The organism is Leclercia sp. LTM14, from assembly GCF_023736175.1.
GTDB lineage: Bacteria > Pseudomonadota > Gammaproteobacteria > Enterobacterales > Enterobacteriaceae > Enterobacter > Enterobacter barmai.
The window spans coordinates 289,464-304,765 of the sequence record NZ_JAIKTT010000004.1 but is presented as its reverse complement, the minus strand read 5'-3'; the positions used below and the strand labels follow the sequence as shown (position 1 = coordinate 304,765).

Annotated in this window: 14 protein-coding genes and 1 pseudogene; 8 read left to right on the top strand and 7 right to left on the bottom strand. The window is 57.1% G+C overall.

Annotated features, from left to right (window positions below):
- Positions 1–42: 42 nt before the first annotated feature.
- Together K5I40_RS12200 and K5I40_RS12195 are read right to left on the bottom strand one after the other, a co-directional pair.
- Positions 43–531, bottom strand: coding sequence for a TIGR00645 family protein (locus K5I40_RS12200; RefSeq protein WP_039031805.1), 489 nt, complete (start codon positions 529–531; stop codon positions 43–45).
- Between the two features lie 78 nt (positions 532–609).
- Entirely contained in the window at positions 610–1,113 is a 504-nt protein-coding gene (locus K5I40_RS12195; protein WP_039031804.1) for an ESA_00282 family adhesion-associated protein, read from the bottom strand.
- A gap of 104 nt (positions 1,114–1,217) precedes the next feature.
- On the opposite strand from K5I40_RS12195, the gene K5I40_RS12190 reads away from it, so the two are divergent.
- The 3 genes from K5I40_RS12190 (at position 1,218) to K5I40_RS12180 (ending at position 3,095) form a co-directional block, all read left to right on the top strand.
- Entirely contained in the window at positions 1,218–1,622 is a 405-nt protein-coding gene (locus tag K5I40_RS12190) for a hypothetical protein (RefSeq protein WP_223074620.1), read from the top strand.
- Positions 1,615–2,067, top strand: coding sequence for a cytoplasmic protein (locus K5I40_RS12185; RefSeq protein WP_138370220.1), 453 nt, complete (start codon positions 1,615–1,617; stop codon positions 2,065–2,067). Before K5I40_RS12190 ends, K5I40_RS12185 begins: the two co-directional genes overlap by 8 nt.
- Before the next feature lie 131 nt (positions 2,068–2,198).
- A complete protein-coding gene (locus K5I40_RS12180; protein WP_223074619.1) occupies positions 2,199–3,095 on the top strand; it encodes an SDR family oxidoreductase in 897 nt (298 codons plus the stop codon).
- A 118-nt stretch (positions 3,096–3,213) separates the two neighbouring features.
- Here K5I40_RS12180 and exbD read toward each other — a convergent pair whose 3' ends face one another.
- Positions 3,214–3,639 carry a TonB system transport protein ExbD gene (gene exbD, locus K5I40_RS12175; RefSeq protein WP_223074618.1) on the bottom strand — a complete coding sequence of 142 codons (426 nt, stop codon included), beginning with the start codon at positions 3,637–3,639 and terminating at the stop codon, positions 3,214–3,216.
- A 6-nt stretch (positions 3,640–3,645) separates the two neighbouring features.
- Positions 3,646–4,377, bottom strand: a complete 732-nt coding sequence (gene exbB, locus K5I40_RS12170; protein WP_039031799.1) for a tol-pal system-associated acyl-CoA thioesterase — start codon at positions 4,375–4,377, stop codon at positions 3,646–3,648.
- A 251-nt stretch (positions 4,378–4,628) separates the two neighbouring features.
- On the opposite strand from exbB, the gene metC reads away from it, so the two are divergent.
- Positions 4,629–5,816, top strand: coding sequence for a cystathionine beta-lyase (gene metC / locus K5I40_RS12165; protein WP_039031798.1), 1,188 nt, complete (start codon positions 4,629–4,631; stop codon positions 5,814–5,816).
- A 140-nt stretch (positions 5,817–5,956) separates the two neighbouring features.
- A complete protein-coding gene (gene yghB, locus K5I40_RS12160; protein ID WP_139563614.1) occupies positions 5,957–6,616 on the top strand; it encodes a DedA family general envelope maintenance protein YghB in 660 nt (219 codons plus the stop codon).
- 57 nt (positions 6,617–6,673) lie between these two features.
- Here the strand turns inward: yghB and K5I40_RS12155 are convergent, their stop codons facing one another.
- Complete coding sequence (locus K5I40_RS12155) at positions 6,674–7,570, bottom strand: AraC family transcriptional regulator (protein WP_223074617.1); 897 nt, start codon at positions 7,568–7,570, stop codon at positions 6,674–6,676.
- 194 nt (positions 7,571–7,764) lie between these two features.
- Between K5I40_RS12155 and yqhD the strand changes: the two genes are divergently transcribed.
- A complete protein-coding gene (yqhD, locus tag K5I40_RS12150) occupies positions 7,765–8,928 on the top strand; it encodes an alcohol dehydrogenase (RefSeq protein ID WP_223074616.1) in 1,164 nt (387 codons plus the stop codon).
- A 105-nt stretch (positions 8,929–9,033) separates the two neighbouring features.
- Positions 9,034–9,858, top strand: a pseudogene (dkgA, locus tag K5I40_RS12145) (2,5-didehydrogluconate reductase DkgA); the annotation flags it as partial.
- Between the two features lie 92 nt (positions 9,859–9,950).
- Here dkgA and K5I40_RS12140 read toward each other — a convergent pair.
- Positions 9,951–12,125, bottom strand: a complete 2,175-nt coding sequence (locus K5I40_RS12140) for a YgiQ family radical SAM protein (protein ID WP_039031793.1) — start codon at positions 12,123–12,125, stop codon at positions 9,951–9,953.
- Between the two features lie 223 nt (positions 12,126–12,348).
- Between K5I40_RS12140 and K5I40_RS12135 the strand changes: the two genes are divergently transcribed.
- The gene (locus K5I40_RS12135) at positions 12,349–13,824 is read left to right on the top strand and encodes a TrkH family potassium uptake protein (protein ID WP_039031792.1); all 1,476 of its coding nucleotides are present in this window, start codon (positions 12,349–12,351) and stop codon (positions 13,822–13,824) included.
- A gap of 37 nt (positions 13,825–13,861) precedes the next feature.
- Here the strand turns inward: K5I40_RS12135 and ftsP are convergent, their stop codons facing one another.
- On the bottom strand, positions 13,862–15,274 hold the full coding sequence (ftsP, locus tag K5I40_RS12130; RefSeq protein WP_039031791.1) for a cell division protein FtsP: 1,413 nt from the start codon (positions 15,272–15,274) through the stop codon (positions 13,862–13,864).
- Between the last annotated feature and the right edge of the window lie 28 nt (positions 15,275–15,302).

Sequence of the window (15,302 nt, the reverse complement as noted above, 5' to 3'; positions counted from 1 at the left end):
CCCGTAGGCCTGATAAGCGCAGCGCCATCAGGCGTTTTTAACTTATTTGCGGCTCAGCTTATCCAGATACCCCATCACAAACGCCGACAGCACAAAGGTCAGGTGAATAATCACGTACCACATCAGCTTGTTGTCCGGGATATTTTTGGCATCCATAAACACCCGCAACAGGTGAATGGAAGAGATTGCCACAATCGACGCCGCCACTTTGTTTTTCAGCGACGAGGCATCCATTTTACCCAGCCAGCTCAGCTTCTCTTTATCCGAGGAGATATCCAGCTGCGAGACGAAATTCTCATAACCCGAGAACATCACCATCACCAGCAGGCCACCCACCAGGGTCATATCCACCAGCGACAGCAACAGCAGGATCAGGTCGGATTCTGCGATGCTGAAAATATGCGGCAGGACGTGAAAAATTTCCTGGAAGAATTTAATACAGAGGGCCACCAGCGCCAGCGAGAGGCCAAAATAGACCGGGGCTAACAGCCAGCGGGAGGCATACATTGCGTTTTCAAAAAAGCGTTCCATAAAGTCCTGTCTGCAAACGAAACCAGCGCGCAGTATATCGCAAGGGTCCAAACTGTTTGCAACAACTAAACAAAGACCCTATACCTGATCGGGCTTTATTACCGGGCGCTGATATTCCGGCCACACCAGCACCACCAGCGACGGATAGGCCTCAAGGCTGAATTCGCGAAAACACTGGCGCAGGTTCATTACCTCCAGATCCGAGTGCGACACTTTTTCACCGTTCAGGCAGCGCTTCTTGATATTGTCGTAATATTTATACACCGCAGAGTTAAGATCGCTGCAACGACGCTGAGCTTCAAACAGGTCAGGAATGCTATTTATTTCCACCATATTCATTCGTTTAATTGTGGCATGGAGGAAATCAATATATTCATGATTAACGCGCCAGTACCAGACTGGCGTAATCGCATTCATTAACACTGAAAAATGGTCTTCGCCCTCTTCTTTTGACAACCGCTCCGGCGGGGCCGGGACATGCGCGCTCTCTGCATCGCTGCTTTTATTGAACTCGCGCATCAATAAAAGAACCACGGCAGTAAGCAATAACAAAGTAATGACAGTATAAAAAATGCTGTTCATATAGGCAGGCTCCATTTTTTTGATTTTAAATTTGCCTCATGTTATTGTCAACGAATCTCACACTCCAGACAACCCTACCCCGTTGAAATTAAAGGAAATATAAAATGTTGCCCGACAATCTGGTCCCGGCCAAGTTTCACATTTCTTCCGTGGAACCGAAACCGCCAGAAGCAGAAAGCAATGCCAATTTCACTAAGGGGAAAAGAACACTCGCTGATTACGCGCCGGATATATTAATTGGTGTTACCCGTACCGGTAACTCCCGCAATATGTTGCTCGAAGAGCACGATCGGCATATTAAAGACCGGTTATTTCGCGTCATTAAAATCGAGGTGTTTGCCCGCCTGTTGAATGATTTGCAGGCGGAGGGGGAAATAGACACGCAGGCACTAAGTCAAATATTGGCGGAAAAAACCGATGAGATTAACGAGGCCGGTAATGAAATCTGGTTGAACCTAATTACCTGCGAGAAAAATACGCCCGTATTTTATAAGCTAGAGGATGAATAACGTGAAGGATGTTGATAACAACAACGTTTATTTAGCTTTAGATGACAAAAAAAGCGATGAATTTATCTTAGAGCAAAACCTTACCGCGCTAAAAGAGATTAAAAACGCGGAAATACAACGTATTGCAAAAGATTTGCTCTCCATTCCGGCCGGTCTGGTACGCCTGAAATGGCAGAATCGCCGGGAAATTTATCCGTTGCAGGTAAAAGAAGAGATCTACGGCGCGGCAATAAACGTCATCATGGAACAGCGTCCCGACTTAAAAGAGAAAATACTGGCGCGGCTGGAAACCAATTATCAATATTTGCTGGCACGCGAAACCGCGACCCTGCGCGTCACACGCAAGCTGGCCGATGAAGGCTATCGCACCTCCAGCGTGACGACCGTGGCGTTGAATGAAGACGTGCTGGCCGCCAAAGCTGACGTTCCCCCGCAAAAGCCGTAATCCTCGACAAACCTGCCGCACCGCCTGTTTCCGCTCCGCCCGATTCATTTAAGGATTATCCTGAATGATCCTCACAGCCCAGTTGATTCTCCTAAACTTAAGGTCTGATTAACCCCTCAAGGAGAACCTCAATGGCAAATTCTCAGAGCAAAATTCAGGATCCGACCACCCAGTACTACACCGGTGAGTATCCGCAGCAGAAACAGCCTGCGCCCGGCGTACAGAGCAAAATGGACCCGGTGCCGGATTGCGGCGAAAAAACCTATAAAGGCCGCGGCAGACTACAGGATCGTAAGGCACTGGTGACAGGGGGCGACTCCGGGATTGGGCGCGCTGCCGCCATCGCTTACGCGCGTGAAGGCGCAGACGTTGCCATCAACTACCTGCCCGCCGAGGAAGAGGACGCTCAACAGGTTAAGAAGCTTATTGAAGAGGCCGGACGCAAGGCGGTGCTCATTCCCGGCGATCTGAGTGATGAAAAATTTGCCCGCTCGCTGGTGCATAAAGCCCATCAGGAACTAGGCGGACTGGACGTGCTGGCGCTGGTGGCCGGTAAGCAGGTGGCGGTGGAGAAGATTGCCGATCTGACCACCGAGCAGTTTAAGCAGACCTATGCCGTGAACGTGCTGGCACTGTTCTGGATAACCCAGGAGGCGCTGCCGCTGCTGCCTGCCGGGTCGAGCATCATCACCACCTCGTCGATTCAGGCCTATCAGCCGAGCCCGCACCTGCTGGACTACGCCTCAACCAAAGCGGCGATCCTCAACTTCAGCCGCGGGCTGGCAAAACAGGTGGCGGAGACCGGCGTGCGCGTCAACGTGGTGGCACCGGGGCCTATCTGGACGGCGCTGCAAATCTCCGGCGGCCAGACCCAGGAGAAGATCCCGCAGTTTGGTCAGCAGACCCCGATGAAGCGCGCAGGGCAGCCTGCGGAGCTGGCGCCGGTGTACGTCTATCTGGCGAGTCAGGAATCAAGCTACGTGACGGCAGAAGTGCACGGCGTGTGCGGTGGGGAACATCTGGGATAGTTGTTCGTTGCCGGATGGCGGCTTCGCCTTACCCGGCCTACGTTTCGCATGTAGGCCGGGTAAGCGTAGCGCCACCCGGCAAAAACAATTACGGCAACCCAAGGGTTGCCGTAATTGTTTATTTAGCCACTGTCTTCTCTTCGCCGACTAAACCTATCTTCAGGTAACCCGCCTGATGCAGCGTGTCCATTACCTTCATCATGGTTTCGTAGTCGACCGTTTTATCGGCACGGAAGAAGACCGTCGTGTCTTTCTTGCCTTCGGTCAGGACGTTCAGCGCCGAGATCACCGACTCATCAGTCACCGGATCGTTACCCAGGAACATGGATTTATCGGCTTTAACGGACAGATAAATCGGTTTTTCCGGGCGCGGCTGCGGCTGACTGGATGACGCAGGCAGATTCACCTTCACGTCCACGGTCGCCAGCGGCGCCGCAACCATGAAGATAATCAGCAGAACCAGCATGACGTCGATAAACGGCGTCACGTTGATTTCGTGCATTTCGCCGTTATCGTCCAGATTTTCATTAAGACGCATTGCCATGGCGAATCAACCTACGTGAAATTTCTGAGCAGAACGGACCGGCTTCGCAGCGCTGGCGCTGAGATCCAGATCGCGGCTTTGCAGCAGCAGAACCTGAGCGGCAACGTCGCCGAGGGTCGCTTTGTAGCTGCCGATCATACGGGCGAAGATGTTATAGATAACCACCGCCGGGATGGCCGCAACCAGACCAATGGCCGTCGCCAGCAGCGCTTCGGCGATGCCGGGTGCCACAACCGCGAGGTTGGTGGTTTGCGTCTGGGCAATGCCGATGAAGCTGTTCATGATGCCCCAGACGGTACCGAACAGACCGACGAACGGTGAAATAGCACCGATGGTCGCCAGGTAGCCGTTGCCGCGTCCCATATGACGGCCAATAGCCGCAACGCGACGCTCCAGGCGGAAGCCGGTACGCTCTTTAATACCTTCGTTGTCTTCACTGCCTGCGGAAAGTTCCAGCTCGTTCTGTGCTTCGTTGATTAACTGGGTGGTCAGGCTCTTCGCCTGGAAGGAAGAAGCCATGTCGCTCGCCTGATTCAGGGTGCGGGCTTCGGCCAGCTGCTGCTGCTCGCGCTTAAGACGACGCTTATGCGAAATAAGCTCAGCGCTCTTACTAAAGAAAATAGCCCAGGTGACGACAGACGCCAGAATCAGGCCGATCATGACAATCTTCACCACGATGTCGGCATGATGATACATGCCCAAGACGGAGAGATCCGTCTGCATCAAATTATTACCCACTCGGTATCTCCAGGACACAAATCACAAAATCTGAGCATAATAATATCAAAACAGCGTCGAATTGATAGTAGTTCTCATTAGTATTTACATAGTGCCGTAAATTCGTTTCATTTTCCTTGCGCTTACGCAGGAAAAATTTCCCGGAAACAAATTTTAAAAAATTTTCCGCTGAACCAGTGAGCGTTGACGTGACCATTTTTACTTTCGTGATAGTGTGGACGTCCAGACGTATAAAAACAGGTTGCGCAGATATGAAAGAGAAGCATCTTGATACTACCCTCGTCCAGGCGGGACGCAGTAAGAAATATACCCTTGGCTCGGTGAACAGCGTCATCCAGCGCGCCTCGTCGCTGGTGTTTGATACCGTCGAAGCGAAAAAGCACGCCACCCGCAACCGGGCCAACGGCGAGCTGTTCTACGGACGTCGCGGGACGCTAACCCATTTCTCGTTACAGGAAGCGATGTGCGAGCTGGAAGGCGGCGCGGGCTGCGCGCTGTTCCCCTGCGGCGCGGCAGCGGTGGCGAATACCATTCTGGCGTTCGTCGAGCAGGGCGACCATATCCTGATGACCAACACCGCCTACGAGCCAAGCCAGGACTTCTGCACCAAAATCCTCAGCAAGCTGGGCGTCACCACCGGCTGGTTCGACCCGCAGATTGGCGCCGGGATCGCCGAACTGATCCAGCCTAATACCCGAATTGTGTTCCTGGAATCTCCGGGCTCCATCACCATGGAAGTGCATGACGTGCCTGCCATCGTAGAGGCGGTACGCAGCAAAGCGCCGGACGCCATCATCATGATCGATAACACCTGGGCGGCGGGCGTGCTGTTTAAGGCGCTCGATTTTGGTATCGATATTTCTATTCAGGCGGCGACCAAATACCTGATTGGCCACTCTGACGGCATGATCGGCACTGCGGTCTCTAACGCCCGCTGCTGGGAGCAATTGCGTGAGAATGCCTATCTGATGGGCCAGATGGTGGATGCCGATACCGCCTACATGACCAGCCGCGGCCTGCGCACCCTTAGCGTGCGCCTGCGTCAGCATCATGAAAGCAGCCTGCAGGTTGCCCGCTGGCTGGCGCAGCATCCGCAGGTGGCGCGCGTTAACCATCCGGCGCTGCCGGGCAGCATCGGGCATGAATTCTGGCAACGTGACTTTACGGGCAGCAGCGGTCTGTTCTCGTTTGTGCTGAATAAGCGCCTGAGCAACGACGAACTCTCCGCGTATCTGGACAACTTCTCGCTGTTCAGCATGGCCTATTCGTGGGGCGGCTTTGAATCGCTGATCCTGCCGAACCAGCCAGAGCAGATTGCGGCCCTGCGTCCGGGTGGTGAAGTGGACTTTACCGGCACCCTGATCCGCCTGCATATCGGCCTGGAAAACGTCGACGATTTAATCGCCGATCTGGAAGCCGGGTTTGCGCGAATCGAATAGCGCAGGGCGATAAAAACACTCCGCGGACACTTTTCTCCACAATCCCTGCAGAAAAGTCTGATTGTTGCGCCTGCGATCAAAGCCCGCAGGCGAAATAGGGAGTACAATAGCCTTATAAATGCTGTTCCACAGGAAAGCCCATGGCTGTTATTCAAGATATTATCGCTGCACTCTGGCAACACGATTTTGCAGCACTGGCGGACCCGCACGTGGTTGGGATTGTCTATTTCGTCATGTTCGCGACGCTGTTTCTGGAAAATGGGTTACTGCCCGCCTCCTTTTTACCGGGCGACAGCCTGCTGCTGCTGGCAGGCGCGTTAATCGGTAAAGGGGTCATGGACTTCACTCCCACCATGGTGATCCTCACCTCGGCCGCCAGCCTGGGCTGCTGGCTCAGCTATCTGCAGGGCCGCTGGCTCGGCAATACGCGGGTGGTGAAAAGCTGGCTGGCGCAGCTGCCGCATAAATACCACCAGCGGGCGACCTGCATGTTCGATCGCCACGGCCTGCTGGCGCTGCTGGCCGGGCGTTTCCTGGCGTTTGTCCGCACCTTGCTGCCCACCATGGCGGGCATTTCCGGGCTCTCTAACCGCCGCTTCCAGTTCTTTAACTGGCTGAGCGCCCTGCTGTGGGTCGGCGTGGTGACCACGCTCGGCTACGCGTTAAATATGATCCCCTTTGTGAAACATCATGAAGATCAGGTCATGACCTTCCTGATGATCCTGCCGATTTTCCTGCTGGTGGCGGGCCTGTTGGGGACGATTGTGGTGGTGATCCGCAAGAAGTACTGCAGCGCCTGAAAAAATCCCCTCACCCTGACCCTCTCCCCCCAGGGGAGAGGGAATTTGACCCCCACCCTACCCCTGCATTGTTCTGATCCGCGCCGCATCTTCCCCTGGCGTTACGCCAAAGTAGCGCTTGAACTCACGGCTGAACTGCGAGGCGCTCTCATACCCCACCCGCAGCGCGGCGGCGCTGGCCTTCATGCCGTCGTGGATCATTAACATGCGCGCCTTGTGCAGGCGGTAGCTCTTGAGATACTGCAGCGGCGAGGTGCTGGTCACCGATTTGAAGTTATGGTGGAACGCCGACACGCTCATGTTGGCCTCGGCCGCCAGCTGGTCCACGCTCAGGTTTTCGGTGTACTGGCTCTCGATGCGCTTTAGCACCCGGCCGATGAGGCTAAAGTGGGTCTGACGGCTGACCAGCGCCAGCAGCGCCCCGCCGCCCGGCCCGAGCAGGACGTGATAGAGGATCTCGCGCACAATCTGCTTGCCCAAAATTCGCGCATCCAGCGGGCGCTCCATTACATCCAGCAGCCGTTCAATGGCGCAGAGGATCTCATCGGTCAGGGTGGCGGAGTTGATGCCGCTCGCCGCCATCGACGGGCGAAACAGTTCATCCTCGCCAATGTCCATCAGCAGCTCCTGGAGCTGCAGAATGTCAATATTTAAGCGCATCCCTGCCAGCGGAACCCTCTCTGTCGCGAAGGTTTCACATTCGAAGGGTAAAGGTACTGTCAGGAGCAGATATTCGTTGGTGTCGTAACGGAAGACGCGTTCGTTGATATAGCCAATTTTGTGGCCGGAAAAGAGAAAAATGATACCCGGCTGGTACATCACCGGGGTGCGGGCGTAGGGCTGGGTGCCGTACAAAAGGCGAACGTCCGGCAGCAGGGTATCGAGATGATTTTCATTATCTTTCAGCTTGTTAATTTGTTCCGTTAGCTGCTGGCAGATCGCGTCACGTTTCATCTTCTCTCGCTCAGGGGTTGTTTTCCGACACCTGCAGTGTGCGCATTTTTACTTATTTTCTCCAGTACTGTGTAGAAATGGGCAAGACAACGGCAGGAATGTGCATTGAGAGAAACCTGTGCGCTCGCCACAATGAGCACCATCAGGCAGCCCCGTGGCCGCCCCGTTTTTTCACCCACCAAAGGGAACGAACAATGAACAATTTCAATCTGCATACCCCGACCCGCATCCTGTTTGGTAAAGGCGCTATCGCCGACCTGCGCGAGCAGATCCCGGCCGATGCCCGCGTACTGATCACCTACGGCGGCGGCAGCGTGAAGAAAAATGGCGTGCTGGATCAGGTCTACTCCGCGCTGGAAGGTCTGGACGTGCGTGAGTTTGGCGGCATCGAGCCAAACCCGTCTTACGAAACGCTGATGAACGCGGTGAAAATCGCCCGTGAAGAGCAGATCACCTTCCTGCTGGCGGTAGGCGGTGGTTCCGTACTGGACGGCACCAAGTTTATCGCCGCAGCGGCCCGTTACGATGAAAACATCGACCCGTGGCACATCCTGCAAACCGGCGGCAGCGACATTAAAAGCGCCATCCCGATGGGCTCCGTGCTGACCCTCCCGGCCACCGGCTCCGAGTCCAACAAAGGCGCGGTGATCTCCCGTAAAACCACCGGCGACAAGCAGGCCTTTATGAACGAGCACGTGCAGCCGGTATTTGCGGTGCTGGATCCGGTTTACACCTACACCCTGCCGCCGCGCCAGGTGGCGAACGGCGTGGTGGATGCCTTTGTTCATACCGTCGAGCAGTACGTCACTTATCCGGTGAATGCCAAAATTCAGGATCGCTTCGCCGAGGGCATTCTGCTGACCCTGATCGAAGACGGCCCGCTGGCGCTGCAGGAGCCAGAAAACTACGAGGTGCGTGCCAACGTGATGTGGGCCGCGACTCAGGCGCTGAACGGCCTGATTGGTGCCGGCGTGCCGCAGGACTGGGCGACCCATATGCTGGGCCACGAGCTGACGGCGATGCACGGCCTCGATCATGCCCAGACCCTGGCGGTGGTACTGCCTGCGCTGTGGAATGAAAAACGCGACACCAAACGCGGCAAACTGCTGCAGTACGCTGAGCGCGTCTGGGGTATTACCGCCGGTTCTGAAGATGAGCGCATCGATGCCGCCATTGCCGCTACCCGCAACTTCTTCGAGCAGCTGGGCGTGCCAACGCGTCTCTCCGGCTACGGCCTGGACGGCAGCTCCATCCCTGCCCTGCTGGCAAAACTCGAAGAGCACGGCATGACGCAAATCGGCGAACATCGCGACATTACCCTCGACGTCAGCCGCCGTATTTACGAGGCCGCGCGCTAAGCGATTTTACGCGATTGCCTTTCGTTTTTCGGCATTTAGGCCAGGCTTAATGCACATACGCCACCGGGGGATTACCCCTGGTGGATGTCCAATGAAGGAGGAAAAATGGCAAACCAAACCGTAATCAAGCTTCAGGACGGCAACGTAATGCCCCAGTTGGGGCTCGGCGTATGGAAAGCCGGTAACGACGAGGTCGTCTCCGCCATTCACAAAGCACTGGAAGTCGGCTATCGCTCCATTGATACCGCCGCCGCCTACAAAAATGAAGACGGCGTCGGCAAGGCTCTTGCCAGCGCTGGCCTGCCCCGCGATGAGTTATTCATTACCACCAAGCTGTGGAACGACGACCAGAAGCGTCCGGCAGAAGCCCTGCAGGAGAGTCTGGACAAGCTGCAGCTCGACTTTGTCGATCTCTACCTGATGCACTGGCCGGTTCCGGCTATCGATCACTATGTCGAGGCCTGGCAAGGGATGCTCGACCTGCAAAAAGCCGGGCTGGTGAAGAGCGTCGGGGTCTGTAACTTCCAGGTCCACCATCTGCAACGACTGATTGATGAGACGGGCGTCGCCCCGGTAATCAACCAGATTGAACTGCACCCGCTGATGCAGCAGCGTCAGCTGCACTCCTGGAATGCGACCCACAAGATCCAGACTGAATCCTGGAGCCCACTGGCGCAGGGCGGCGAAGGGGTGTTCGATCAGAAGATCATCCGCGACCTGGCCGACAAGTACGGCAAAACCCCGGCACAGATTGTCATTCGCTGGCATCTGGACTGCGGACTGGTGGTGATCCCGAAATCCGTTACGCCGTCGCGCATCGCGGAAAACTTCAACGTCTGGGATTTCCGTCTGGATAAAGACGAACTGGGTGAAATTGCGAAGCTGGATAAAGGCAAGCGTTTAGGCCCGGATCCGACCAGTTTGGCGGGTAATCCCCTCACCCTGCCCTCTCCCCATAGGGGAGAGGGTATTCAATTATGTAGGCCCGGTAAGCGCTAGCGCCACCGGGCATTTTTTCAGGCTTAACCGGCCTTGCGTTTTACACTCTTCTTCGCCGTTGCCCCACCGTTCGAACGCTGGTGCACAATCGGCGTGTGCTTGGTCAGGGCCGGACGCGTGTTGCGGTTCTGGCGACGCGCTTCGCGCATCTCTTCAACCGTTGGCGCAGGCACCAGGCAGTCGCGGCGGGAACCGATCAGGTGTTTTTTACCCATCTCTTCCAGCGCCTGACGGATCAGCGGCCAGTTTTTCGGATCGTGATAACGCAGCAGGGCTTTGTGCAGACGACGCTGCTTGTCACCCTTCGGCACCACCACATCCTCGCTCTTATAACCAATCTTACTCAGCGGGTTCTTGCCGGTGTAATACATGGTTGTCGAGTTCGCCAGCGGCGACGGATAGAAGTTCTGCACCTGATCCAGACGGAAGCGGCGCTGCTTGAGCCACAGGGCGAGGTTGACCATGTCTTCGTCACGCGTCCCCGGGTGCGCGGAGATGAAGTACGGGATCAGATACTGCTCTTTCCCGGCCTGTTTCGAGTAGGTGTCGAACAGCTCTTTGAAGCGGTCGTAGCTGCCCATCCCCGGCTTCATCATCTTCGACAGCGGCCCCTCTTCAGTATGCTCCGGGGCAATCTTCAGGTAGCCGCCCACGTGGTGGGTCGCCAGCTCTTTAATGTAGCGCGGATCTTCCACGGCGATGTCGTAACGCACGCCGGAAGCGATGAGGATCTTCTTGATGCCCTTCAGGTCGCGGGCGCGACGGTAGAGGTTGATCGTCGGCTCGTGGTTGGTGTCCATGTGTTCGCAAATGCTCGGATAGACGCACGACAAACGACGGCAGGTCTGCTCCGCACGCGGCGACTTACAGCGCAGCATGTACATGTTGGCCGTCGGGCCACCCAGATCGGAGATCACGCCGGTAAAGCCCGGGACCGTGTCGCGAATGGCTTCGATCTCGTTGACGATGGAGTCTTCAGAGCGGCTCTGAATAATGCGCCCTTCGTGCTCGGTGATCGAACAGAAAGAGCAGCCGCCGAAGCAGCCGCGCATGATGTTGATCGAGAAGCGGATCATCTCATACGCCGGGATGCGCGCGTTGCCGTATGACGGGTGCGGCACACGCTTGTACGGCAGGGCAAACACGCTGTCCATCTCTTCGGTAGAGAGCGGGATCGCCGGGGGGTTAACCCAGATGTAGCGCTCGCCGTGCTTTTGCATCAGAGCACGCGCACAGCCCGGGTTGGTTTCGTGGTGCAGAATACGCGACGCGTGCGCATAAAGGACCTTGTCGCCTTTCACCTTCTCAAAGGAGGGCAGCAGCACGTAGGTCTTTTCCCACGGCTTTGGACGCGGTGGCTGCACGACGATGGCTTTCGCTTCGGCCTTCTTCGGCGCTACGGGTTTGTTATCCGCACACGGCAGATCTTCGCCGTACGGATGCGGGATCGGGTCGATTTTACCCGGCATGTCGATGATACGGGAATCCACCCCTTTCCAGCCCGGCAGCGCCTCTTTCACCATGATGGCGGTATTGCGCACGTCGCGGATGTCGCCCACCGGCTCGCCCTGGGCCAGACGGTGCGCCACTTCCACCAGCGGACGTTCGCCGTTACCGAAGATCAGCATGTCGGCTTTGGAGTCCACCAGCACCGAACGGCGCACGGTATCAGACCAGTAGTCATAATGCGCGGTACGGCGCAGGCTCGCTTCGATACCCCCGAGGATGACCGGCACGTCTTTCCATGCTTCTTTGCATCGTTGGGTGTAGACGAGGGTGGCGCGATCCGGGCGCTTGCCCGCCACGTTATCCGCGGTGTAGGCGTCGTCGTGACGCAGTTTGCGGTCGGCGGTGTAGCGGTTGATCATCGAGTCCATGTTGCCGGCGGTGACGCCGAAGAAGAGGTTCGGTTTACCCAGACGCATAAAGTCGTCTTTGCTGTTCCAGTCCGGCTGGGCAATGATCCCGACGCGGAAGCCCTGGGCTTCAAGCATACGACCGCAGATCGCCATGCCAAAGCTCGGGTGATCGACATAGGCATCGCCCGTCACCAGGATAATGTCGCAGCTGTCCCAGCCAAGTTGATCCATCTCTTCACGAGACATCGGCAGGAAAGGTGCCGGTCCAAAGCAGGCCGCCCAGTACTGGGGCCAGGAGAAGAGGTCACGATCCGGCTGGATCAGGGAAATGGCGCTCATAATGCTTCCGAAGAAAAAATAATCAAAGGGCGGCGATTATACGCTGTTCTTCTGCCATAAATGAAGGGGGGAAATGCGCCAAACTGGCGCCAGGTTAACGAAACTTTTACAAACCCTGTAAACAACCTGCCATAATGCCGCCTGCTGGCGAATTACCCTGACAATACTCAGGTCTTTGCCAGTTTATGCACAGCAAAAAAAGGCTATAACGGGGAATTTCACTTTGCGACGCAACCGCTCTTCTCAGGTTTCTCAGCTACAGGTCGTACTGCATCTGTGCGGATTTTTAGTATTGCTTTACAGCTTCTCGATGCTGCCGCCGATGGCCATCGCGCTGGCAAATAAAGAGCGCAGCTATCTGGCCTTTTTGAGCACCTTTGTGACCTTTTTCACCCTCGGTGGCGGCACCTGGTTGATGACCCGCCATGCCGGGATCCAGCTGCGCACCCGCGACGGGTTTGTCATTATCGTCCTGTTCTGGTTTCTCTTCTCAATAATTAGCGCCATGCCGCTGTGGATGGATGACGTTCAGGAACTGTCGCTGGCGGATGCGCTGTTTGAAGGGGTATCGGGGATCACCACCACCGGGGCGACGGTGATTGGCGACGTCAGCGCTCTGCCCAAATCGTACCTCTACTATCGCGCCCAGCTTAACTTTATCGGCGGCCTCGGAGTCATCGTGCTGGCGGTGGCGGTACTGCCGTTCCTCGGCATCGGCGGCATGAAGCTTTATCAGTCTGAAATGCCGGGGCCGTTTAAAGAGGAGCGGCTCACGCCCAGGCTGGCGGATACCTCGCGCACCCTGTGGCTCACCTATCTGCTGCTGGGGCTGACCTGCACCCTGGCCTACTGGCTGGCCGGAATGTCGTTTTTCGACGCGCTGTGTCATGGACTTTCTACCGTCTCCCTCGGCGGTTTTTCCACCCGTAGCGAAAGTATCGGCTTTTACGACAGCCATGCGGTAGAGCTGGTCGCCGGGCTGTTCTCCCTGCTCTCCGCCTTCAACTTTACCCTCTGGTATGTGGCCATTGCCCGCCGCACGCTGAAACCTTTTCGCCGCAACCTGGAGCTGAAGTTCTTTCTGGCCGCCGCCGCCATCATCACTCTGATCACCGCCTGGCAGGTGTGGCACGCAGGCATGTACAACATTCCTGACAGTCTGGTGCATGCCTTTTTCCTCGCCAGCTCGATGATGACCGATAACGGCCTGTCTACCGGTGACTATGCCCAGTGGCCCGCGCACACCATTTTTCTGCTGCTGCTGGCCAGCTTCTTCGGCGGCTGTGTCGGCTCAACCTGCGGCGGCATCAAGGCGCTGCGCTTTCTGATCATGTTCAAACAGTGCCGTCAGGAGCTGCATCAGCTCGGCCATCCGCGCGCCCTTCTGCCGGTGCGCATCGGCAAAAGCGTGGTAAACGAGCGCGTGCTACGGTCGGTCTGGAGCTTCTTCTTTCTCTACGTGCTGTTCACCGCCTTTTTTATCTGGGCGCTGAATCTGATGGGGTACGATCTGTTCACCTCCTTCGCCACGGTCGCTGCCTGCATCAACAACATGGGGCTGGGGTTCGGTGAAACCGCGTCGACGTTCGGCACGCTGACGGAAGGGGCAAAATACCTGATGTGTATGGCGATGATTCTGGGGCGTCTGGAGATCTATCCGATTCTGATCCTCTGCTCGCGCTTCTTCTGGCGAGCATAGAAACAGTACGCCCGGCAGGGATGCCGGGCGGAAAGAATTACGGGGCCGGGTTCACCAGCAGCTGTCCCACCGAGCCTCGATCCGCCATCTCAAGCGTCTGGCTGTGGAACAGGAATGGGAAGTGCGGCCACGAAGGCTGCCCGTAATAGACCAGCAGCTCCACCTGCCCGTCGACCCAGACGGTATCTTTCCAGCCGCGATCTTCCGGGAACGGCATGGCGCCGTTGACGTTGCGGATCAGGAAACTCACTCCTTCGATGTGGAACGACTGCGGCATGTCGGCGCGCACCGTCCAGCGCTCCCAGGAGCCCTGCTGGGCGGTGATATCGATGCGATTAACGTCCCACAGCTGGCCGTTAATGCCCGGATCGTCGCCGAGGCTGATATCCCGGCTGCGCACCGGCGTGCCGCCGAGGATCTCTTCCGGCAGCAGGCGCATCGGCAGGGTATCGGTGACCAGTGGCAGCAGGCCGGTTGGACGCAGGGTTAACACCAGGGTGGAGACCAGAATGCTCGACGGCTCAAAGAAGCCGCGCAGGCGGTCAACGATGCCTGCCGCCTCACCACAGGTAACCGACACCTCTTCCCCGTTGGTCATATCCACGAGGATTTCGCGCCGCTCGCCCGGGGCCAGCGCCAGCTGCTTAACCGACACCGGTGCCGGTAAAAAGCCCTGATCCCCGGCGATCACGTGCAGCGGGCGGCCATCGCTCATCTGCAGCTGATAGCGACGGGAGTTGGAGGCATTGAGCAGACGCAGGCGCACCCAGCCGCGGGATACCTCGACATAGGGGCTTTGCGCGCCGTTAACCAGCAGCGTATCGCCAACAAAACCGCCGCTGCCCGGCTCGCTGTACTCCGGCGTGCCAAAGTTATCCAGACGCTTATCCTGAATAATGAGCGGGAAGTCATCGACCCCGTAATGATTGGGGATCGGCAGAGATTTGCTGACCTCATCCTCTATCAGCCACATCCCGGCCAGGCCGTTGTAGACCTGCTGCGCGGTGCGGTTCGGGGTATTGGCGTGATACCAGAGGGTGGAGGCGCGCTGGCGGACCGGCAGAACCGGCGCCCAGTCGGCGCTTGCGGACATCATGCGTGGGGCGCCGCCCAGCAGCGGACCCGGCACCTGCATACCGCTGATGGTCATGGCGACGTTATCCGCCAGGCGGTTGCTGTAGATCAGTTTGACGTCATCGCCGCTCCAGACGCGCACCGTCGGGCCCAGGTAGCGCCCGTTGATGCCCCAGACCGAGGCCCGCGTGCCCTGAGTGAATGACCAGTGGGCGCGCTGCAGCGTCAGGAACAAAGGCTGTCCGCGGCGGGATTCGAGTAACGGCGGGATGGGCAGCTGCGGCTGCTGCCCGGCGGCGTTTGCCCTCAGCGGAACCGCGCCTGCACAAAGGGCGATCCCTGATGCCTGAATAAACTGACGGCGACTGAGTGACATATTGGCTCCATGTATAAACGTGCTAACA